22 protein-coding genes and 1 pseudogene are annotated in these 20,481 nt (G+C 71.1%); 16 read left to right on the top strand and 7 right to left on the bottom strand.

The window, feature by feature from the left end; genetic code table 11:
- The 8 genes and pseudogenes from ACFYWM_RS27350 to ACFYWM_RS27315 form a co-directional block, all read left to right on the top strand.
- Positions 1-189 (top strand): annotated as a pseudogene (locus ACFYWM_RS27350) (sugar phosphate isomerase/epimerase); the annotation flags it as partial.
- Between the two features lie 474 nt (positions 190-663).
- Complete coding sequence (locus ACFYWM_RS27345; RefSeq protein WP_389918873.1) at positions 664-1,821, top strand: inositol-3-phosphate synthase; 1,158 nt, start codon at positions 664-666, stop codon at positions 1,819-1,821.
- Positions 1,821-2,714 (top strand): SCO3242 family prenyltransferase, encoded by an 894-nt coding sequence (locus ACFYWM_RS27340; protein ID WP_389918871.1) that lies wholly within the window; start codon positions 1,821-1,823, stop codon positions 2,712-2,714. Before ACFYWM_RS27345 ends, ACFYWM_RS27340 begins: the two co-directional genes overlap by 1 nt.
- Complete coding sequence (locus ACFYWM_RS27335) at positions 2,711-3,595, top strand: sugar phosphate isomerase/epimerase family protein (RefSeq protein WP_389918868.1); 885 nt, start codon at positions 2,711-2,713, stop codon at positions 3,593-3,595. Before ACFYWM_RS27340 ends, ACFYWM_RS27335 begins: the two co-directional genes overlap by 4 nt.
- Positions 3,592-4,275 (top strand): EboA domain-containing protein, encoded by a 684-nt coding sequence (locus tag ACFYWM_RS27330; RefSeq protein WP_389918865.1) that lies wholly within the window; start codon positions 3,592-3,594, stop codon positions 4,273-4,275. Before ACFYWM_RS27335 ends, ACFYWM_RS27330 begins: the two co-directional genes overlap by 4 nt.
- Entirely contained in the window at positions 4,275-5,129 is an 855-nt protein-coding gene (locus ACFYWM_RS27325) for a TatD family hydrolase (RefSeq protein ID WP_389918862.1), read from the top strand. The genes ACFYWM_RS27330 and ACFYWM_RS27325 overlap by 1 nt, the downstream gene beginning before the upstream one ends.
- The gene (gene eboE, locus ACFYWM_RS27320; protein WP_389918859.1) at positions 5,129-6,256 is read left to right on the top strand and encodes a metabolite traffic protein EboE; all 1,128 of its coding nucleotides are present in this window, start codon (positions 5,129-5,131) and stop codon (positions 6,254-6,256) included. The genes ACFYWM_RS27325 and eboE overlap by 1 nt, the downstream gene beginning before the upstream one ends.
- Positions 6,253-7,629 (top strand): alkaline phosphatase family protein, encoded by a 1,377-nt coding sequence (locus tag ACFYWM_RS27315; RefSeq protein ID WP_389918856.1) that lies wholly within the window; start codon positions 6,253-6,255, stop codon positions 7,627-7,629. The genes eboE and ACFYWM_RS27315 overlap by 4 nt, the downstream gene beginning before the upstream one ends.
- Positions 7,630-7,918: 289 nt before the next feature.
- Here the strand turns inward: ACFYWM_RS27315 and ACFYWM_RS27310 are convergent, their stop codons facing one another.
- Both ACFYWM_RS27310 and ACFYWM_RS27305 read right to left on the bottom strand, forming a co-directional pair.
- The gene (locus ACFYWM_RS27310) at positions 7,919-8,620 is read right to left on the bottom strand and encodes an MFS transporter (protein WP_389918853.1); all 702 of its coding nucleotides are present in this window, start codon (positions 8,618-8,620) and stop codon (positions 7,919-7,921) included.
- A 379-nt stretch (positions 8,621-8,999) separates the two neighbouring features.
- Positions 9,000-9,881, bottom strand: a complete 882-nt coding sequence (locus ACFYWM_RS27305) for a helix-turn-helix transcriptional regulator (RefSeq protein ID WP_389918850.1) — start codon at positions 9,879-9,881, stop codon at positions 9,000-9,002.
- Between the two features lie 153 nt (positions 9,882-10,034).
- Between ACFYWM_RS27305 and ACFYWM_RS27300 the strand changes: the two genes are divergently transcribed.
- Positions 10,035-10,727: an SDR family NAD(P)-dependent oxidoreductase gene (locus ACFYWM_RS27300; RefSeq protein ID WP_389918847.1), complete on the top strand. Its 693-nt coding sequence runs from the start codon at positions 10,035-10,037 to the stop codon at positions 10,725-10,727.
- Between the two features lie 101 nt (positions 10,728-10,828).
- On the opposite strand, the gene ACFYWM_RS27295 is transcribed toward ACFYWM_RS27300, so the two are convergent.
- Positions 10,829-11,446, bottom strand: a complete 618-nt coding sequence (locus ACFYWM_RS27295) for a TetR/AcrR family transcriptional regulator (protein WP_389918844.1) — start codon at positions 11,444-11,446, stop codon at positions 10,829-10,831.
- A 67-nt stretch (positions 11,447-11,513) separates the two neighbouring features.
- Between ACFYWM_RS27295 and ACFYWM_RS27290 the strand changes: the two genes are divergently transcribed.
- Positions 11,514-11,885, top strand: a complete 372-nt coding sequence (locus tag ACFYWM_RS27290) for an SgcJ/EcaC family oxidoreductase (protein ID WP_389918841.1) — start codon at positions 11,514-11,516, stop codon at positions 11,883-11,885.
- Between the two features lie 123 nt (positions 11,886-12,008).
- Positions 12,009-12,722: an SDR family NAD(P)-dependent oxidoreductase gene (locus ACFYWM_RS27285; RefSeq protein ID WP_389918837.1), complete on the top strand. Its 714-nt coding sequence runs from the start codon at positions 12,009-12,011 to the stop codon at positions 12,720-12,722.
- 151 nt (positions 12,723-12,873) lie between these two features.
- On the opposite strand, the gene ACFYWM_RS27280 is transcribed toward ACFYWM_RS27285, so the two are convergent.
- From ACFYWM_RS27280 to ACFYWM_RS27270, 3 genes are all read right to left on the bottom strand, one after another.
- Positions 12,874-13,215, bottom strand: a complete 342-nt coding sequence (locus ACFYWM_RS27280; RefSeq protein WP_389918835.1) for a chorismate mutase — start codon at positions 13,213-13,215, stop codon at positions 12,874-12,876.
- A gap of 386 nt (positions 13,216-13,601) precedes the next feature.
- Positions 13,602-14,687, bottom strand: coding sequence for a Gfo/Idh/MocA family protein (locus ACFYWM_RS27275; RefSeq protein ID WP_389918832.1), 1,086 nt, complete (start codon positions 14,685-14,687; stop codon positions 13,602-13,604).
- A 227-nt stretch (positions 14,688-14,914) separates the two neighbouring features.
- Positions 14,915-15,511, bottom strand: a complete 597-nt coding sequence (locus ACFYWM_RS27270; protein ID WP_389918829.1) for a CGNR zinc finger domain-containing protein — start codon at positions 15,509-15,511, stop codon at positions 14,915-14,917.
- 58 nt (positions 15,512-15,569) lie between these two features.
- Here ACFYWM_RS27270 and ACFYWM_RS27265 point away from each other — a divergent pair, with 58 nt between their 5' ends.
- The 4 genes from ACFYWM_RS27265 (at position 15,570) to ACFYWM_RS27250 (ending at position 18,754) form a co-directional block, all read left to right on the top strand.
- On the top strand, positions 15,570-15,965 hold the full coding sequence (locus ACFYWM_RS27265) for a nuclear transport factor 2 family protein (protein ID WP_389918826.1): 396 nt from the start codon (positions 15,570-15,572) through the stop codon (positions 15,963-15,965).
- Positions 15,966-16,147: 182 nt separating this feature from the next.
- A complete protein-coding gene (locus ACFYWM_RS27260; RefSeq protein WP_389918823.1) occupies positions 16,148-16,441 on the top strand; it encodes a hypothetical protein in 294 nt (97 codons plus the stop codon).
- A 937-nt stretch (positions 16,442-17,378) separates the two neighbouring features.
- Positions 17,379-18,389, top strand: coding sequence for a hypothetical protein (locus ACFYWM_RS27255; RefSeq protein WP_389918820.1), 1,011 nt, complete (start codon positions 17,379-17,381; stop codon positions 18,387-18,389).
- Positions 18,389-18,754: a GntR family transcriptional regulator gene (locus tag ACFYWM_RS27250; protein ID WP_389918817.1), complete on the top strand. Its 366-nt coding sequence runs from the start codon at positions 18,389-18,391 to the stop codon at positions 18,752-18,754. The genes ACFYWM_RS27255 and ACFYWM_RS27250 overlap by 1 nt, the downstream gene beginning before the upstream one ends.
- Before the next feature lie 199 nt (positions 18,755-18,953).
- On the opposite strand, the gene ACFYWM_RS27245 is transcribed toward ACFYWM_RS27250, so the two are convergent.
- Positions 18,954-19,811 (bottom strand): hypothetical protein, encoded by an 858-nt coding sequence (locus ACFYWM_RS27245; protein ID WP_389918814.1) that lies wholly within the window; start codon positions 19,809-19,811, stop codon positions 18,954-18,956.
- A gap of 574 nt (positions 19,812-20,385) precedes the next feature.
- Between ACFYWM_RS27245 and kdpF the strand changes: the two genes are divergently transcribed.
- A complete protein-coding gene (gene kdpF, locus ACFYWM_RS27240) occupies positions 20,386-20,475 on the top strand; it encodes a K(+)-transporting ATPase subunit F (protein WP_344745511.1) in 90 nt (29 codons plus the stop codon).
- Positions 20,476-20,481: the final 6 nt, after the last annotated feature.

Below are 20,481 nucleotides of genomic sequence, written 5' to 3'. Positions count from 1 at the left end.
GATGTGCCCTGGGAGGACTGCTTCCGCGCGCTGAACGCCATCGGCTACGACGGCCCCATCTCCATCGAGTGGGAGGACGCCGGCATGGACCGCCTCGACGGCGCCCCCGACGCGCTGGCCGTCATCCGCAAGCTCAACGCCATCACCCCGCCCACCGCCGCCTTCGACGCCGCCTTCTCCTCGGACTGAGAACCCGTACCGGGGTACGAAGACCGAGGGCTGGAATCAGGCAGGGCTCCCGGCCGGAAAGCGGGCCGGAAACCTCGCAGGAAATCCTCAGGAAAGCCGGGCGGAAACCCGGCCGGAAACCCGGGCCGACCCCCTTCGGGGCGAATCTCTCGGCCCGGACTTCCCGTGCCGTGGTTTCTGACTGGACCCGCTGACAGAATTTTCTTACGATGAGCTGCTCTGACTGAAAAATATACCCCTGAGACATATATCCGTAATATCCGCACAACGTACGATTCCTTGCACAAGCGAGCCGGACCTCCCGGACCGGCCCGCCGCGGGGTCGTCTCCTTCGTTCCAACGACCACGTAATACCCGCCGTGACATCCCCTCCGACCGGACGGCCGAAATGGTGATGTCATCGGCGCCGTCCGGCCCCGGCCGGGCGGATGAAGACCGTCATCCCCCAGGAGTCGACTCACCACAGGAGGCCAGATGCGTACGGGAGTGTGGCTGGTAGGAGCACGAGGTTCCGTCGCCGTCACGAGCGTGATCGGGGCGCTGGCGATACGCGCCGGCCTCGCTCAGCCGACGGGCTGCGTCACGGAGCTTCCCGAGTTCGGCGGTGCCGGGCTGCCAGGTCTGGGAGACCTGGTGTTCGGCGGGCACGACATCGTCCCGACCCCGCTGGAGAAGAAGGCGGCCGCGCTGGCCGGAGCCGGCATCGTGCCGGCGAGGCTGGTCGAGCCGCTGCGCGACGAGCTCGCCCGGGTCGAGGAGAACCTGCGGCAGGTGCCGCTCGCCGAGAACCAGGCCGCGACCGCGGAGCTGATCGCCGCCGACATCACCGAGTTCCGGCTGCGGCACGGCCTGGAACGGGTCGTCGTCATCAACGTCTCGACCACCGAGCCGGCCCCCGAGCCCCATCCGGCCCACGCCGACCTGGAGCTGCTGGAGGCCGAGCTCGCGGTCTCGCAGGACCTGCTGCCGCCCAGCGCCCTGACGGCGTACGCCGCGTTCCGCGCGGGCTGTCCCTACGTGGACTTCACCCCCTCGACGGGCGCCCGGCTGCCCGCCCTGGACCGGCTCGCCGGCCTGCTGGGGCTGCCGTACGCGGGCCACGACGGCAAGACCGGCGAGACGCTCGTCAAGTCGGTGCTCGCCCCGATGTTCGCCCAGCGCAACCTGCGGGTCCGCACCTGGTCGGGGATGAACCTCCTCGGCGGGGGAGACGGCGCCAACCTCGCCGACCCGGCGGCCAACGCGGCCAAGGCCGCCAGCAAGCAGCGGGTGCTGGGCGAGACGCTCGGCTACACCCCGCAGGGCGAGACCCGCATCGAGTACGTGGAGGACATCGGCGACTTCAAGACCGCCTGGGACCTCGTCACCTTCGAGGGGTTCCTGGGTACGCCCATGCGCATGGAGTTCACCTGGCACGGCTGCGACTCCGCCCTCGCCGCGCCTCTGATCCTGGACCTGGCCAGGCTCACCGCGGCGGCGCACCGCTCCGGCCGCACCGGCCCGCTGGGCGAGCTGGCCTTCTTCTTCAAGGACCCGCTCGGGACGGTGCCGCACGCGCTGGCCGACCAGTGGCGGGTGCTCCGCGAGTTCGCCGGCACCCTCGGCGGCCTCGGCGGAGAGGAAACCGTCTGATGCCGTCGCTGCGCGACCTCGCGGAGCTCGTGCGCGCCCCCGCCGCCCTGTCCGTCCCCGGTGACGTCGTCGCCGGGGCCGCCGCCGGGCAGGTGCTCGGCGGCAGGACCCTCGGCCTGGCCTGCTCCTCGGTCTGCCTGTACTGGGCGGGGATGGCCGCCAACGACTGGGCCGACCGCCACCTGGACGCGGTGGAACGCCCGGAGCGGCCGATCCCGTCCGGCCGGATCTCGCCCGACGCCGCGCTCGGGATCGCCGCCGGGCTCACCGTCGCCGGTCTGGCGGCGGCCGGGCTCTCCGGCGGTCGCCGGGCCCTCGCGGTCGCCGTCCCGCTCGCCGCCGCCGTCTGGTCGTACGACCTGGTGGCGAAGAACACGGCGGCGGGACCGCTGGCGATGGCGCTGTGCCGGGGCCTGGACGTGCTGCTGGGCGCCACGCCGGGGCGGAGCGTCGCGGAGGCGCTGCCCTCGGCGTTCACCGTCGCCGCCCATACCTACCTGCTCACCGCGCTGTCGCGCGCCGAGGTGTCCGGCTCCGACCGCAGCCTCCCCGTGGCGACCCTGGCCGGTACCGTCGCGCTCGCGGTGGCCACCGCCCTGGGCCGCGGCGAGGCCTCCTCCAGGCCGCAGACCGCGCGCGCGGCGCAGGTGGTGCGGGCCGTGCAGGCGGGACTCACCGGCTGGTACGCCGCCAGGTTCGGCCTGTCCCAGGCCCAGGCCGTCGCCGAGCCGTCGGCCTCGCGGCTGCGGGCCGCCGTCGGCACCGGCATCGTCGCGCTGCCCGCCCTGCAGGGCGCGCTCGTCGCCCGCAGCGGCGCCACCCGCGAGGGCATCGCGGTCGCGGCGGCCGTCCCGCTCGGCCGGGCCCTCGCCAGGAAGGTGTCCCCCACGTGAGCCCCACCGGCACTGAAACGGGCACCGGCACGGGCGCCGGGCTGAGGTTCGGCTACGGCACCAACGGGTTCGCCAACCACCGGCTGCCCGACGCGCTCCGGGTCATCGCCGACCTCGGCTACCAGGGGGTCGCGCTCACGCTCGACCACGACCACCTGGACCCGTACGAGGAAGGGCTGGCCCGCAGGGTCGCGGCCGTGTCCGACCTGCTGCGCGACCTCGGGCTCGGCGTGGTCGTCGAGACCGGGGCCCGCTACCTGCTGGACCCGCGGCGCAAGCACGCCCCCACGCTGCTGCACGACGAGCGCGAGGCGCGCCTGGACTTCCTGGGCCGGGCGGTCGCCGTGGGCGCCGACCTGGGAGCCGAGGCGGTGTCGTTCTGGGCGGGGGTGCGCCCGGAGACGGTCGACGAGGCCACCGCCTGGGCCAGGCTCGTCGACGGCTGCGCCCGGATCGCCGGGACGGCCGCCGCCGCCGGCGTGCCGCTGGGCTTCGAGCCCGAGCCCGGCATGCTCGTCGAGACGATCGCCGGGTGGCGCAAGCTGCACGCCGAGCTCGGCGAGCCCGCGGGGTTCGGCATCACGCTGGACATCGGCCACTGCCGCTGCCTGGAACCCGACCCGGTCCCCGATTGCGTCACGGCCGTCGCCGACCACCTGGTCAACGTGCAGATCGACGACATGCGCCGAGGGGTGCACGAGCACCTGGAGTTCGGCGAGGGGGAGATCGACTTCCCTCCCGTGCTGCGCGCCCTGGCCGCGAGCGGCTACCGGGGCCTGGTCGCGGTCGAGCTGCCCCGCCACTCGCACGCCGCGCCGCAGGTGGCCGCCCGATCCCTGGACTTCCTGCGCGCCGCCGCCGCAGAAGGGACGAACGCATGACACCACGACCGAGCACCCGGACGGACGGCTTGCTGGCCGCGCTCGACCAGGCCCTCGACCAGGAGTGGCTGGCCGGGGCCCGCGAGAGCGTCGCCGCCAAGCCCGAGAGCGTCACGCGGCACTTCGCCTCCGCGGGACGGCGCGCCGGACGGGCGCCGCTGCCCGAGGCGCCCGGCTGGACCGCCGACGAGGCGGCGAGGGCCGTCCTGCTCGCCGCGCTCCCGCCGGACGCGGTGGCCGGGCAGGTCGCCGACCTCTACCGCTACGGCGACGCCGACGAGAAGCGCGCCGTGCTCAAGGCCCTGCCGCTGCTGCCCGTCGGCGCGGAGGCGGTACCGCTCCTGCACGACGCGATCCGCACCAACGACACCCGCCTGGTGGCCGCCGCGCTCGGCCCGTACGCCGGGCACCTCGACCAGACCATGTGGCGGCAGGCGGTGCTCAAGTGCGTGTTCATGGGCGTGCCGCTCGCCGCCGTGGACCGGCTGGAGGAGCGGGCCGACGACGAACTGGCCGGGATGCTGGCCGCGTTCGCCGAGGAGCGCACCGCGGCCGGGCGTCCCACCCCCGACGACGCGACCGCCCTGCTCGGCCGCCTGACCGGAGAGAAGCCCGGCGACCTGACCGGAGAGAAGCCCGACCGTCCGGCCGGCGAGAAGACCAGCGAGAAGGAGGCCTGATGCGGATCTTCGACCCGCACATCCACATGACGTCGCGCACCACCGACGACTACGCCAGGATGGCCGCCGCCGGGGTGCTGGCCGTCGTGGAGCCCGCCTTCTGGCTGGGCCAGCCGCGTACCAACCCCGGCTCGTTCACCGACTACTTCGACTCGCTGATCGGCTGGGAGCCGTACCGCGCGGGGCAGTTCGGCATCCTGCACCACGCCACCATCGCGCTGAACCCCAAGGAGGCCGGCGACCCGCGCTGCCGGCCCGTGCTCGACCTGCTCCCGCGCTACCTGGAGAAGGACCGCGTCGTCGCGGTCGGCGAGATCGGCTACGACTCGATGACCCCCGCCGAGGACGACGCCTTCGAGCGGCAGCTCGCGATGGCCGTCGACCACGAGCTGCCCGCGCTCGTGCACACCCCGCACCGCGACAAGGCCAGGGGCACCCAGCGCACCCTCGACGTCGTCGCCTCGTCCGGCATCGCGCCCGGCCTGGTCGCCGTCGACCACCTCAACGAGGTCACCGCCGGGATCGTGCACGACGCGGGCTGCTGGATGGGCTTCTCCATCTACCCCGAGACCAAGATGTCGCCGCCCCGCATGGTGGAGATCCTGCGCGAGCACGGCCTGGAGCGGGTGCTGGTCAACTCCGCCGCCGACTGGGGCGTGTCCGACCCGCTGCTCACCCTGGAGACCGGCAGGGCGATGCTGGAGGCCGGGTTCAGCGAGGACGACGTCGACCGGGTGCTGTGGCGCAACCCCGTGGAGTTCTACGGCCAGTCGGGACGCCTGGACCTGTCCGAGGTCGCCGGGGCGCGCGAGGCCACGTTCGAGGGCAGTTCCATCAAGCGCGGAGGGTCTTGATGCGGCTCACCCATCCGGGCGGGCGGACGCTGCACCTCAGCTACTGCACCAACGTGCACCCGGCCGAGGACCTCGACGGCATCGTCGGGCAGCTCGACACGTACGCGGTGCCGATCCGCGCCCGTCTCGGCTCCGAGACGCTCGGGCTCGGGCTCTGGCTGGCCGCGCCCGTCGCCGCCGAGCTCGCCGCCGACCCCGCGCTGCTGGCCGGGTTCCGCCGCGAGCTGGACGCCCGGGAGCTGGAGGTCGTGACACTCAACGGCTTCCCCTACCGCTCCTTCCAGGACCCGGTGGTCAAGCACGCGGTCTACCACCCCGACTGGACCACTCCCGAACGGCTCGCCTACACCCTCGACCTGGCGAACATCCTGGCCGCCCTCCTGCCGGACGACGCCGCCAGGGGGTCGATCTCCACGCTCCCGCTCGCCTGGCGCGACCCCTGGGACGAGGACATGGCCCGTCAGGCCGTGAGCGGGCTCGACGAGCTCGCCACCGGGCTCGCCGCCGTCGAGTCCGCCACCGGCCGCGTCGTCCGGGTGGCGTTCGAGCCCGAGCCCGGCTGCGTGGTGGAGACCACCGGGCAGGCCGTACGCGCCCTGTCCGGCGTCGACACCGACCGGCTCGGTATCTGCCTGGACCTCGCCCACCTGGCGTGCGCCTGGGAGCGGCCCGCCGACGCGCTGCGCCGGTACGCCGACGCGGGTCTGCCCGTCGTCAAGGTCCAGGTCTCCGCGGCCCTGGAGAGCGACGACCCGGAGACCCTGCGCGAGTACGTCGAGCCGCGCTTCCTGCACCAGACCCGCAACGCGGCCGGCGACGCCGCCGACGACCTCGACGAGGCGTTCGAGCGGGAGCTGCCCGGACCGTGGCGGGTCCACTACCACGTACCGCTGCACGTCGCCCCGCAGGCGCCGCTCGCCACCACCGCGCCGGTGCTCCGCGAGGCCCTCGCGGAGTTGGTCGGCGGACCCGAGCCGCTCTGCGATCATTTCGACGTGGAGACCTACACCTGGGGCGTGCTGCCACCCGCGCTGCGCCCCCAGACGCCCGAACAGCTCGCCGGCGGCATCGCCGACGAGCTGGACTTCGCCCGCGCCGAGATGCGCGACCTTGGAGTGAAAGCATGACATCGTTGCTGGTCCTTGACGTGGTGGGGCTCACCCCGAGGCTGCTGGCCCACATGCCGAGGCTGCGCGCCGTCGCCGACGGCGGCTTCCAGGCCGAGCTCGGCACCGTGCTGCCCGCCGTCACCTGCTCGGCCCAGTCGACCTTCCTCACCGGCGTCGCGCCCACCGAGCACGGCGTCGTCGGCAACGGCTGGTACTTCCGCGAGCTCGGCGAGGTCTTCCTGTGGCGCCAGCACAACGCGCTGGTCGGCGGGGACAAGCTGTGGCACGCCGCCCGCCGCGAGCGGCCCGGCTTCACCGTGGCCAACGTCTGCTGGTGGTACGCCATGGGCGCCGACGTCGACTGGACGGTCACCCCCCGGCCGATCTACCGGGCCGACGGGCGCAAGGACCCCGACTGCTACACCTACCCGCCGGAGCTGCACGACGAGCTCACCGGCAAGCTGGGCACCTTCCCGCTGTTCACCTACTGGGGCCCGGGGGCGGGGATCGCCTCCTCCACCTGGATCTGCCGCGCCACCGAGCAGATCATGAAGGACCACAACCCGGACCTGACCTTGGCGTACGTGCCGCACCTGGACTACGACCTGCAGCGGTTCGGCCCGTCCGACCCGCGCTCGGCCGCCGCCGCCTCCGAGCTCGACACCGTGCTCGCCCCCCTGCTGGACGCCGCCGCCGCGCGCGGGACCACCGTGGTGGCCCTGTCGGAGTACGGCATCACCGACGTCTCCCGCCCGGTCGACATCAACCGGCTGCTGCGGAACGAGGGACTGCTGGAGGTCTACACCCAGGACGGCATGGAGTATCTCGACCCCTGGACCTCCCGCGCGTTCGCCGTCGCCGACCACCAGGTGGCCCACGTCTACGTCGCCGACCCCGCCGACATCCCGGCCGTCGCCAAGCTCTGCGCGAACCTGCCCGGGGTCGCCGAGGTGCTCGACGAGGAGGGCAAGGCGAGGAACGGCCTGGCGCACTCCCGCGCCGGTGAGCTCGTCCTGGTCTCCGAGCCCGACGCGTGGTTCACCTACTACTACTGGCTCGACGACGCCCGGCGCCCCGACTTCGCCAACCTGGTCGAGATCCACCGCAAGCCCGGCTACGACCCCGCCGAGCTGTTCTTCGACCCCGTGGCCCCCGGCGCGGCCAAGCGCAGGGCCGCCGTGGCGCTGCTGCGCAAGAAGACCGGCCTGCGCTACACGATGAACGTCGTCGGCCTCGACGCGGGCGCCCGCGCCATCCGGGGCTCGCACGGCCGCCTGCCCGACAACCCCCTCGACGGGCCGGTGCTGCTCTGCTCCGACCCGTCCGTGGCCAGCGACCGGATCGCCGCCACCGAGGTGAAGGATCTGCTGCTCCAGCTGTCCCTGCGCTGAGCGGCTCCACGAACGGCGCCGCCCGCCTGTGCCTCACACCCCCCGGGCGGGCGGCGCTCTCCACCTTCCTCCGTTCGCCGCCGCGGCGGAGGCCGCGCTCGTCGTGGACGCCGCCCGGGTCGCCCACGAGATGACCGCGCGCCAGGCCGTACGTTGGCGATGTGCCGTTCTCCGTGTGGGATGACATCGTGCCGCGCCCTGCTCTGATCTTCCTGGAACGCGTCCCACGACGTTTGATCGATCGCCACATCGGAGATGATCCCGGGCTCCGTCACTCGACGTGGCGCCATCATCTCAGCGATGGCCGGCTGCCCTGGCTCTCTCGCGGCACCTCCGTTTCCGAACGTCGTCTCCAGAACCACGAGATCGCGAGCAGGGTGACGACCATGGACAGCAACGCGGAGACAAGGATCGCGGTGCGGGCATCCACGAAAACCCCTGGAGTGCCGGACATGTAACCAAGAGCCAGGCAGGTGTTCACGAGCACGCGGTAGTAAGCCCATGCCCTGCCGTGCATCTCCGGGCTGATGTTGTGATGAATCACGTCACGGACGCCGACGTTGTGCATACCGTTACCGAAGCCACCGACCAGGAACGCCACCCCGATCACCGCGGCGATGGGAACCAACCCTTCGACCAGCAGTGCGGCCGACACGAGAAACGCACCGCCCAGCAGCATGACGAGATGATGGCGCGACACCCTGCCCCACCCGCCGATGAGGGAGCCGGGTATGGCCCCGAGCGCCCATGCCGACAGCAGCAGACCGTAGACGGCGTCGCTGCTCGTCACTTCTCGCAGGTAGAAGACGCCGGCGACACCCTCGATGGAAGTTGCGAAGACGACCTCCGCGAAAATGGGCAGCAACGGGCCGACGATCGGAGATCGCCACATGGCCCTCAGCCCGTCGAGTGCTCCGCCGAAGGGGTTCCCGCTCAACGACATGCGTTTGCCGACTTCGCCGGGGATGACCAGTCCGACGACGAGCGCCATCCGAGGAAAGTGGCGCCGTTGAGCCCGAGCAACCACGATGATCCCGTTATCGGGTGGAGGGCGCCGCAAAAAGCGGGACCAGCGCGATGGGAGGTTTCGTGAACGTCATTCCATATCCATTTGCGGTAGCAGCACGCCACCGTTCATGGTGCGGGCGTGAAAGGAGGCCGCTCGGCCGGAAGCCGACGATGGCTTTTGCCTTCCCGGTAAGGTTCGGCCGATGACGGTGTCCCTTGTACCGGATTCCAGTGGATGAGATATGGAACACGGTCGTGATCGGCGGAGGACAGTGAGTTCAGCCGTGTCCCCACGTGTCCCCACGTGTCCCCATCGACGCTTCCGCCGGGCGGGGCCGGAGCCGGTCTCGTGCCCGGCGGGTTCACCCGAACGCGGCGCTGTCCATCTCACGTGCCGGTCTGGCGGAGCTCTTGTTCCTGTCCGAGGCAGGCAGGCCCGCGGAGGCCAGCAGCGCCAGCTTGTCCGCGTCGCCGGACCCGGCGTCCGGGTGGTACACGACGAGCATCAGCCCCTCGGTTCCGCCTATGCCCAGCCGTTCCCGGTTGAGGGTCAGTTCCCCGACCTGTGGATGGTTGATCCGCATCAGCGACCCGCGCTGTCCACGGACCTCATGGCGGGCCCAAAGCCGGCGGAAATGGGGGCTCGCCAGTGAGAGTTCCTCGGTGAGCTCGACGAAGCGAGGGTCGTCGGTGTCGTTGCCCACGGACTGCCGCAGGTTCGCGACGAGGCACTCCGTGACGTCTTTCCAGTCCGGATGCAGAGCCTGCTCGGCCGGGTCCAGGAACATGTCCCTCAGCTGGTTTCCTCCTACGGCGAGGCCGGGGGAGAGTGCCCTGGCGAGACCGTTCGAGGCCAGGATGTCGAAGTATCGTCCCTCGATGAAAGCGGGCTGGACGAGGGAGTCCAGGAGCTTGAGCGCGCCGGGCGGCGGGATCTCCTCGGGCGGCCGGCGCCCGCGCTGCCGGGGCGCCTCCGAGACCAGGGTCCGCAGATGGGCGATGTGGTCGTCGTCGAGGTGGAGCACGCGAGCGATCGCCTCCAGCACCTGCGCGGACGGGTTGCGGTCGCGGCCCCGCTCCAGCCGCAGGTAGTAGTCGGCGCTGATGCCGGCGAGCATGGCGACCTCCTCGCGCCGCAGCCCGGGCACCCGCCGCACGCCGACACCGGGGATGCCCGCCTGCTGGGGCGTCACCAGCTCGCGCCGGGCACGCAGGTACGCGCCAAGGGCGTTCGTCTCGCTCATTTCGTCTTGCTCATGAGGCCGTCCCAAGACTCTCCGAGGCGGATAGAGGGGGCCCTGTCACACCCCGGGCTCCAGAGGGCTCTGGCTGGGGTGTGCAGGTCCGCATAGCGTGCCTAACAGCCCGCTCGGGCCACGTATTTCACGAGGAGACACATGACCGTCACACTGATCACCGGGGCCAACAAGGGCATCGGCTTCGAGACAGCCAGACAGCTTCTGGAGCTGGGGCACGTCGTCTACATCGGCGCGCGTGACGCCGAACGAGGGGAGAAGGCCGCGGCGGCGCTCGGCGCACGATTCGTGCGGCTCGACGTGACCGACGACGCGTCGGTGAGCGACGCGCTGGCGACGATCGACGCGGCCGAGGGACGGCTCGACGTCCTGGTGCACAACGCGGGCATTCTCGGGGACGAGGTCGTCGACGGTCCCGCGGCTCTGCGGGTGTTCGACACCAACGCGGTGGGAATCGTGCGCGTCACGGAGGCGGCGCTTCCCCTGCTGCGCAGATCCCCGAACCCCACCGTGGTCACCGTGTCGAGCAGCGCCGGGTCGTTCTGGGCGGTGAACAACCCCGACCGGCCGGAGTTCCACGTGAGGGCGGCGCTTTACTCCGCGTCCAAGTCGGCGGCCACCATGCTCACGGTTCAGTACGCCAAGTCCCAGCCGGACATCAAGTTCAACGCGCTCGAACCGGGCTTCACCGCCACCGACATGACCGCCGGCCTGCCCTTCGGAGGCGGGAGGTCACCGGAGGAGAGCGCCAGGACCGTCGTGCGCCTGGCGACTCTCGGCCCGGACGGCCCGACGGGAACGTTCCAGGACGAGGCCGGGGAACTGCGCTGGTGAGCGCGTAGGAACGATCGAGGGGCCCCCGGGGGCTCGCCGGCGGGTCCTGGCGGGTGGCCCGGCGGGAGGTCCCGGACCGTGACCGGCCGGGCCGCCACGCCTCAGGCGGCGGCCGTCGGCTCCGGCAGGCGGGCGCCCAGCAGGGCCAGGCAGTTGGCCCACATGGTGTCGAGGCCCTGGGTGTCGTTGTACAGCTTCGCGAGGAGCACCTGGCCCTCGATCTGCGCGACCACGGCACGGGCGGCCGCGGTGCTGTCGGCCACGGTGACCTCGCCACGCCCGCGCGCCTCCTCGACGACGGACCGCACCATGTCGACCTGGGCGTCGAAGATCTCCTGCAGGCGGACGCGGATCGGCTCGGTCCGGTTGCTCAGCTCCAGGGTGAGGTTGCCGAACATGCAGCCGGAGACGGTGCCGCACGACTGCTTCCCGGCGCTCTGCTCGGCCGCGGTCGCCTCGAACAGCCGGCGCAGCCGGTCCAGGGGGGCGCCGTCGCCGCCGAGGATCGCCCTCCACGTGCCGCGCTCCTCGTCCCACTCCTCGTCGATGACGGCCCGGACCAGCGCTTCCTTGGACTCGAAGAAGTAGTAGAAGCTGCCCTTGGGGACGCCGGCGGCCTTGCAGATCTCCGCCACACCGAGCGCGGAATACCCGTTCAGCTCGATCAGCCGCCGCGCGGCGGTGAGGATCTTTTCCCTGGCGTCGCTGGTACGTCCCATATGGCAAGTGTACGACCGGTCGTCTATGTTTGCCACTAGACCGGTCGTCTACAAACGGAAGGTAGTCATGAGTCATCCGATGCCCGTGATCCTGGAGAAGTGGAAGGCCGCGTTCGACGGCCACCGGCCGGACGCGATGGCCGAGCTGTTCACCGAGGACGCGCTGTTCCTGGGCTTCCTCCCGGAACCGGCGTCCGGGCGGGAGGCCGTACGCGCCTACTACGCGGCCGTCCCGCCCGGCCGCACGGCCGAGGCCAGGATCCTGCACACCTACACGCTCGGTGAGACGGTGGCGGGCGGTTTCGCCGCCGTGTCGTTCCGCGCCGACGGTGTCGAGGGTGAGGACGAGATACCGGTGAACCTCTCGCTGGTCCTGGTGCGCGACGGGGACGCGTGGCGCATCCGGCAGTACCACGTCTCGCGCATCGTGGAGCACTAGCCGTCGCCTCCCGATGGCCCGGTTCCCGGACCGGGCCACCGGCCTCTCCCGAGTTTTGACGGATACTAGACCGGTCGTCTACATTGCGGTAGTAGACCAGTCGGCTAGTACAGGAGTAATCGCATGAGCACGCAGGAACAGAAGGTCGCGATCGTCACCGGAGCCTCCCAGGGCATCGGTTCGGGCCTGGTCGCCGCCTACCGCGGGCTGGGCTACGCCGTCGTCGCGACGTCGCGCTCCATCGCGCGGTCCGAGGACCCGCGGATCCACACCGTCCAGGGCGACATCGCCGACACCGACACCGCGACCAGGGTCGTCGACGCCGCGATCGAGAGGTTCGGGCGCATCGACACCCTGGTCAACAACGCCGGGATCTTCATCGCCAAGCCGTTCACCGACTACACCGACGAGGACTTCGCGACCTACGTCGGCATCAACCTCAACGGGTTCTTCCAGATCACCCGGCGGGCCGTCCCGCACATGCTGGCCCACGGCGGCGGCCACGTCGTCGGCATCACCACCAGCCTGGCCGAGCACGCCAACTCCAACGTGCCGTCGGTGCTCGCCTCGCTCACCAAGGGCGGCCTGGAGTCGGCCACGAAGTCGCTCGCGATCGAGTACGCCGGTCGCGGGCTGCGGGCCAACGCGGTGTCGCCGGGCGTCATCAAGACCCCGATGCACGCGCCGGAGACGCACGAGGCCATGGCCGCCCTGCACCCGGTCGGCCGCCTGGGCGAGATCTCCGACGTCGTCGACGCCGTGGTCTACCTGGAGAAGGCGCCGTTCGTGACGGGCGCGATCCTGTACGTCGACGGTGGCCAGAGCGCCGGCCACTGACCTTCCCCGGCGAGACCCCGGCGGGGGTGGGGGCGGGGGCCTCTTCGGATTCGGACGCCGCCGCGAAGCACCGGCGACCGGCGGGTCCGGTCAGGAGCGGAGACCTCCCGGGACGGCGGCGCGCGGAGCACCGCCGGCCGGGTGGCGCCGGTCAGGGGCGGGCGACCAGCTCGTGGTGACGGATCACCTCTTCGATGATGAAGCGCAGGAACTTCTTGGCGAACTCCGGGTCGAGATTGGCCTGCGCGGCGAGCGCCTGGAGCCGTTCGATCTGCGCCGCCTCCCTCGCCGGATCGGCCGGGGCGAGCCGGTGGGCGGCCTTCAGCTCACCCACCTGCCTGGTGCACTTGAAGCGCTCCGCGAGCAGGTGGACCAGCGCCGCGTCGATGTTGTCGATGCTGTCCCGGAGCTCTCGAAGGCGGGCGAGGACCGGATCTGCGCGGTACCGGTCGTCCTGGGGAGACTGCTCGTCCTCGGGAGACTGGTCGTCCATTCGCTTCTCGTCCTCCGCTCGGATCGGTGGTGAAGCCCGTCGCCCCGCCTCGGCAGGCGCCGGCCGGGCCAAAGGCCCCTGACACGTGCGCTCGCCGGGCCGGGAGGTCTCCCGCACGGGCACTCGCCGGGCCGGAGGCCTTCCGGACGGGCGCGACCACGCTGGCCGGTCCCCCCGGGCGACCGGTGAAGATTACACCCCCGGGCGAGGTGGGACCGCGACCCCGGCCAGGGCCGCGAGACCGTGTCCGGACGATCGGCGAGGGCCACCGCGGCCGGGGACGGGACCGCCGGACCGTCTCCGGAAGGCCGGCGAGGGCCACCGCGATCATGTCCGGCCCGGGGACCGGGGGCCACCGAGATCGTGTCCGGCCCGGGGACCGGGGGCTACCGGGCCCAGGCCTCGCGGCCGGTGGTCACGTCGGCGCCGGTACGCAGTGCCTCCCCGATCGCCAGGCCGATCAGATGGTCCTGGCAGCCGTCGGCCAGGGAGTAGGGCTCCGGGGCCTCACCCCGGCACCAGGACGTCATCCCGCACAGGATCGAGACGACGGCCAGGTCGTCCTCGGAGAAGTGCGCGCCTCGGTACTCGTTGCGGTAGACCACGCGCCCGTCGAAGCTGATGTGGTCCAGCTCGCGGCCCTCCAGGTTCAGGTCGATCCCGGTCTGGCGCCGGATGAGCCGTGACTCCACCGGGGTCCTGGGGTCGGCCAGGCGCACCACGCCGTCGTCCACGATCTCTCCCAGCGATCCCCGGACGACGACACGCCGGGCACGCAGCGGGTTCCACCACTGGTTGTCGGTGAAGTCGTAGAGCCCCATCCCCTCGGCGAAGCCCAGGGTGGCGATCGTGGTGGCCGCCTCCTTCGGCGTGGAGTCGCCCGTCCAGCCGTCCCTGGACAGCGGGTCGGCCAGCGGAGCGGTGAACGAGCGCGCCGTCACCGTGGTCTCCCCGAAACCGGCCCCGAGCAGGTGCCGGATCAGCGACACGGCGTGGTAAAGGTGCGTCGAGGAGATCTGCGCGGACGTCACCTGCCCGATGACCCCCTCGCGGACGAGCGTGAGCCTCGCCGCGTGCCCCGGCATGTGCGAGTACTGCTCGGCGACCTGCACCAGGCCGCTGGACCCGACGGCCGACCACAGGTCGCGCAACCCGTCCAGGTCGGCGGCCGGGGGAGTCTCCGCCAGCACCGGCACGCCGAACCCCACCAGCTCCTTCGTCACCTCGGGGGTGACCGGCCACGGCACCGAGGGGATGACGAACTCGGGACGCCCGGCCGCGAGCATCTCCTCGACGGAACGGAACGCCGGCACGCCCCAGGCGGCCTCCACCTCGGCGCCGCGCTCCCGCGACCTGGTCACCACTCCGGACACCGACAGCCGCTCCGGCAACTGCCTGGCCAGGCGTACGAAGAACTCCGAACGCCATCCGCTGCCGACCAGGCCGAAACGTCCCGCTGGCTGTGAGGTCATCGCACTTCCTTGGAGGAGGGGGCCCGCGTCGTGACCCGTCCGGACGAGCTCGTCAGACCCCGCGCGTCCCGAGGCGGGCGTCGGACAGGACCCTACTCGGAAAGGCGGGCCGGGCCTGCGCGGCCTCGGAGCGGCCCGCCGTTCCGAGGCGGGGGCGTCCGGCCTCCGGGTGTTCGAAGGTGGGCAGCCGCCGTCGGTCGGCCGGGTGTTCGAGGGCGGGGGAGAACTCATCCCGCCGGGTGGCGGTCGCGGCGGGTGCGGAGCTTGTGGCGGTTGCCGCAGCGGTCCATCGAGCACCAGCGCCGGGCCCCCGGGCGTGAGGTGTCGAGGAAGAGCAGGAGGCAGCGCTCGCCCCCGCACATCCTGACCCGGTCGAGGGCCGGCCCGCCGAACACCTCGACGGCGTCGCGGGCCACCATGGAGAGGAACTGCGCCCCGGTGACGGGGGAGGCCCACCCGCGCTCCAGGGCGGGGCCGATGACCGGGACGGGCGGCGGCGCCGCGGCGGCCTCGTTCAGCGCGGAGAGGTCGGCCGCGGAGAAGGCGCGCGAGCCCGAGGCGGCGGTCGCGGCGAGCCGCTGGAGGGCGGCGCGGAGGCGGAGCGTGGCGGCGAGTTCTCCGGCGGAGACCTGGACGAGGTCGCCGAGCCCCGCCCTGGAGTTCGGGATCCAGTCGGCGAGGTCGCCGGGCGTGTGGAGCCGCTCCCACTTCGAGAGCTCCCCCTCGCCCCCGGTGAGGAGAAGCTCCAGGCAGAGCGTGCCGGCGTCGAACCTGAAGCTCTGCCCGTCGAGACCGACGAGCCTCATACCGGTTGCCAAGGTCATGGACCGAGTGTAACACTTGACACCGGTTAAACCGGTGTCAACGAGAGGGAGCGCGACGATGAGCCCTGACCGTGAGCGGATCGAGCATGAGCTGATCGAACTGTCCGAGCGGGCCTGGGAGGCCAACAGGAACGGCGACGCGGAGTTCTACGACCGCTTCCTCACCGAGGCGCCGCTGAGCGTGTCGCAGTGGGGGATCGTGGACGACCGGGAGGCGATCCTGAAGGGGTTCGCCGAGAACCGCAACCCGTACACGCGCACGGACCTGAGCGACCACCGGGTGACCGTGCTGGGCGACGGCGCCGCGGTCCACACCGCCACCGTGGAGATCGACGTGCTCGTCGACGGCACGGACAAGCGGACCATGCGGGTCTTCGCCACCACCGCGCTGACCCGCCGCGCCGGCGAGTGGAAGGCCGCCCTGTTCCAGATCAGCCCGGCACCCGCCGGGTGAGGCGCGCCCTCGTCAAGTGACCATTGCCTGCCGAGATCACGGCATCGAACCAGACGGCGTCGTGGCCGTCGCCGTCTACCTGTGACAGCGGTTGAGCGACGGACGGCACGGAAGTGACGTCAGAGGCTGCGAGTTCATCGCGGCCACCGTACTTTGGGGAAAAGCGTGGAAAGGCGGTAGTGATGAGCGCTCAGCCCGTCCATCAGCGCGTGGTGGAGCAGCCGAGAGTACCCCACACCATCGGCGGGATCTCCGATGCCTTGGTCGGCGGCCGCCGCGCCCAGTTCTTCGCCGAGCTGCTGCGCGCCCAGCAGGGGGCGGAACTGGATGCTGTTCTGACCGCATGGTGGGGCCGGGCGATGCTCGACAGCGATCCCGATCGCGACCGGGTTCACGCGGCTGCCGAGGCGGGCGTTCTACCCACGACGACGATGGAGGAGATCATCCGCCGCCGACAGGGGCGCGCCACTTCGTGAGTGCGGACGATGATCTCTGGCCGGTTGTCCTCTCCGAGGTCGTGGCCGACACGCTCGCGGATCTGGCCGTATCGGCTGAGGTTTTCTCCACGATAGCTGCCTTGACCGTAGCGATTTGCGAAATCCATGGCTTCCGGGAAGCGATCAGCTCGGCACCGACTCGGACTGGCGGGAGATTCTCATCCCTCATGGTTACGGTATCGCTGAATACCGCATCAGCCAGGAAGATCATCATGTTGTCCTGACGCGGATCGTCCTGTTCTGATAGAACGTGTTATCCCTGAAATCGGTGACACATGCGATTTCTTCGACACCTCCGCGGTGGCGAAGTGAAGGAACCGGATCGGGCATGCGTCGTCCGGGCCTGACGGGACGCATATGAGTGCTTTCTGTGCGCGTTCTCCTGTTTGATTTGAAAATGCCGGTCCTCGTTGGTGAGGCGCGGATCTGGCTCGAAGGCCGTAAGCGATCGTGGACGGTGAGCCTCTCGCCGACCCGGGCCGGTCGGCGGTCGCGCTTTCGTCGCGTGGCGCCCAGGAGGACGGCCGCGCCCGCCGAAGGAGCCTCCCGCGCCGCTCATCGCCCGATGATCACATTTCCACGACGGACCCCACGGGTATCGGGCGGCCGGGCAGGTCCGGCCTGAACGGCACCCCGGTGACCTTCGCCGCCAGGGCGAAAGAAGGTCACGCCGAAGATCACGTCCAGCGCGCCGCTACCCGGACTCTCGGACACGTTGAGTTACTGGAAGGGGGCCAGGGGGGGCGGTCGTCATGCGGATCATGGTGGCAGGCCGTACCGACAATCAGCGGGACCGGCCCTCCCGCTGGTCATGCGGGAGGCGACGGGAGCCGGCCCGGCCGGGGAAGTGTCCTGTCACCCTCTGGGTAACTGTTTGCACTGTTATAGTCGAAAGCAAACAGTAGGAGGTCGCATCGTGCTCATTCCCCCGTCGCCCACGCTGCCTCGTCGTCCCGATCGCGCCGCGCCGGGCAGGCTGCGTCGCCTGCTCCTGACGCTCGCCGGCCCGCCGCTCCTCCTGGTCGTGCCCATGGTCGCGATTGCCCTGTACGGTGAGCGCCTGCCCGGCCGCGTCCACGTCCAGGGCTGGGTCGTCGACACCCGGCACGCGGCCACCTGGCAGGACTGGTTCGCGCAGCCCCTCTGGGGGGTGGTGGTGTGGTTCGAGGTGCTGTTCGTCATCTCGTTCCTGTGCTACTGGCACCTGCCCAGTGCCCAGCGGAGCCTGGTGATCAGCAGCTTCGTTGTCGGCGTGGCCGTTCCGGTGTCCGGCGCGCTCTGGCTGATGGAACTGGCCGGCACGCCGGGCACGGTGATCCGGCCCGCCTGGCACCTGGTGGTGGAGGTCGTCGCCACCGCGGGGGCGGCCGTCCTGGGCTGGATGGCGGCGGGGCGGCTGCCGTCGCCACCCGTGGTCACCGCCGCGCCACCGCCGGACGCGCCCACCATGGAGCTCGGCCCGGCACAGCGTGCCATGTTCGTGACCTCCACCTGGTCGGTGCGCAGGTTGCTGGTCGCCGCGGTGCTGGCCGCGTTCGCCGTGTTGAGCGTGTCCAACGGCTCCGGCGCATGGCAGGGGACGGTGCTGCTGGCGCTGTGGGCGGTCTTCGAGGCGGCGCAGGCGCGCACCCACCTGCAGATAGACGGCTCGGGGGTCACGGTGCGCGTTCCCTGGCTGCCCAGCCTGCATCGGACGGTGCCCTACCAGGTGGTACGGTTCGCCGAGGCCAGGAGCGAGGCCCCCGCCGGGAGATACAGGCTGGACGACGGGCGGGTGGGCTGGGGCGTCATCGGCGGGAAGGGGCCGGTGCTCGTCCTGTCGCTCAGCGACGACCGGTGGTTCGTCTACTCCACGCGCGAGGCGGAGACGGCGGCCGCGCTGGTGAACGGATGGCTGAGCCGGGAGCGACGAGAGGGGACGGCGTAGTGCTGATCACGGTCGATCCCTCCTCGGCGCAGTCGCTCGCCGACCAGGTGGCGGCCTCCGTCCGCGCCGCGCTGGCCAACGGCATGGCCGCCCCCGGGGACCGGCTCCCCTCCGCGCGCAACGTGGCCGCCACCCTCGGCATCAACCTGCACACCGTCCTGCGGGGCTACCAGCAGTTGCGCGACGAGGGGCTGGTGGAGCTACGCCGTGGCCGGGCGGCCGTCATCACCGGCACGGCCGACCAGTTCCGCCTCCGGCTCGCGGCGGCGGCCGAGGAGTTCGCCAGGGCCGCCCTGCACGCCGGAGCCTCCGAGGAGGAGGCGCTCGCCGCGGCGCGGGAGGCGCTGCTGGCCATGCGCGACTGATCCGCGAGGCCTTCCGGCACCCCCGCCGGCCGTCACGGGGCAGGTGGTCGTCGCCCAGGCCGAAACCTCGCCGGCCGTCACGAGGCGGGTGGCCGTCACCCCAGGCCGGAACCGGGGCAGCCCGTCTTCGCGGTGCCACCCCGGCCGGCGAACCCGTGGCCTTCCCGCCGCGCCCGAGGCCGGCCCCGCCGGTCCACTGTCACACCGGCCACGCGCTCACCGGGCGGACCCACGCGCGCCGGGAGGTGGCGGGGTCCAACGGGAAGTCCCGCTGTTCCACGCGGTCCGGGTATCCGTACTCCGTTTCCAGCCGGTCGGTGGTGCCACGCACCCCGCGCTTGCACTGGTCTCCGGTGTACACGGACTTCACCGATACGAACGCCTTGGGAAACAGTTCCGCGCTGAGCTCGTACAGGAAGACCTTCAGCCGGGCCTTGCATCCGTCGCAGGGGCCGATGTTGCCGACCAGGAGGACGGTCACCGAGTGGGGGTAGCCGTCCCATACCTGGAGCTCCTGCTGTGCCGCCGCCTCCGCGCGGTCCATATGGGCCTGCCAGGCGTGTTCCTGGTCCAGGCTCCACACCTGCGGGGGCAGCGGATCCAGTTCGGAGCGCACCCGCTCGTACTCGCGGGCCCGCATGTCCGACGCCGCCGTCTCGTGGCTCTTCCGCCAGTCCTGGTGCTTCTGGAGGATCTGCTCCCGCATCAGGGCCTTACCGGCCTTCCAGTCGACCAGCCAGCGCCGGGCCTGCTCCAGGCTGACCACCTCGGAGTCGGCCAGTGAGATGTTCGCCTCCTTGTCGGAGATGTAGTAGGGCCTGCGGGCGTTGCGGGCGCCGGAGGTCGGATTGGTGAGCGCGAAGTGCAGGTTCTGGCCGGACACCGCGTAGCCGTCGTAGCCGCTGTAGGGCTGGGTGCGGTGAACCGGAACGTGATCGAACAGGATGACGGCCTCGGAGAAAACCCCTTTGTTCTCGGCCTTTATTCTCTGTTCTATGCCGCGAAGGCTTTCCGTGATCACCTGGTTCTCGTTCAGTGCGGGAATGAATGGAATCATGCGGAGCTCCCTGGACAATGATTGTTCGTACGTCCTCGGCTTAACCATTTCCAGCGGGAACGCGCCTGTCAAGCGGCCGGCCAGGGTTTCGGTCTTTACTGACTCCCAATTCTCAGGGTTAGGTCGACTGAGAGTCGGAAAAGCAGGGGAATTTCCCTGGACTTCGGCGTTGAGAATAACCGGGACGCGAGCTTGTTCGGGAAAGTGAGGCCGGATGGGCTCTCGCCCCTCCTGGGGCGGGTGGTGAGGACGCCGTCACGGCGGGGACGGTCGGGGGGCGTTCGGGGCGCGTATGAGGAGCGTCAGGCAAGGGCTTGTGTGACGGGGGTGTCCGGTCGGGCGTCCGGGACTCGTGTAGGGGAGGCGTCAAGCCTCGGAGCCGGGGCGTATGGGACCCGTCAAGATGCGCAGTAAGTGTGAAAAACGGCGGTTTCCTTACATATGCCCCGCCCGTCGGGTGGTGGTGAGACAAACCCCGGATTCGAGGAGTGGGGATGGCAGACGTCATCTTCGTCGCCCTGACGGTCGCGATTTTCGTGATCCTCGGGCTGGTCGTCAGGGCGGTGGAACGGTTGTGAGTGCCGTCAACGCCGTCGGCCTGGTCGTGGTCGCCGGTCTGGTGATCTTCATGGTCGCGGCCCTGCTCTTCCCGGAGCGTTTCTGATGAGGG

It is taken from the genome of Streptosporangium sp. NPDC002721 (genome assembly GCF_042888905.1).
Lineage (GTDB): Bacteria > Actinomycetota > Actinomycetes > Streptosporangiales > Streptosporangiaceae > Streptosporangium.
Note: the sequence above shows the minus strand (reverse complement) of the source record. Positions and strands in the feature narration are given on the sequence as shown.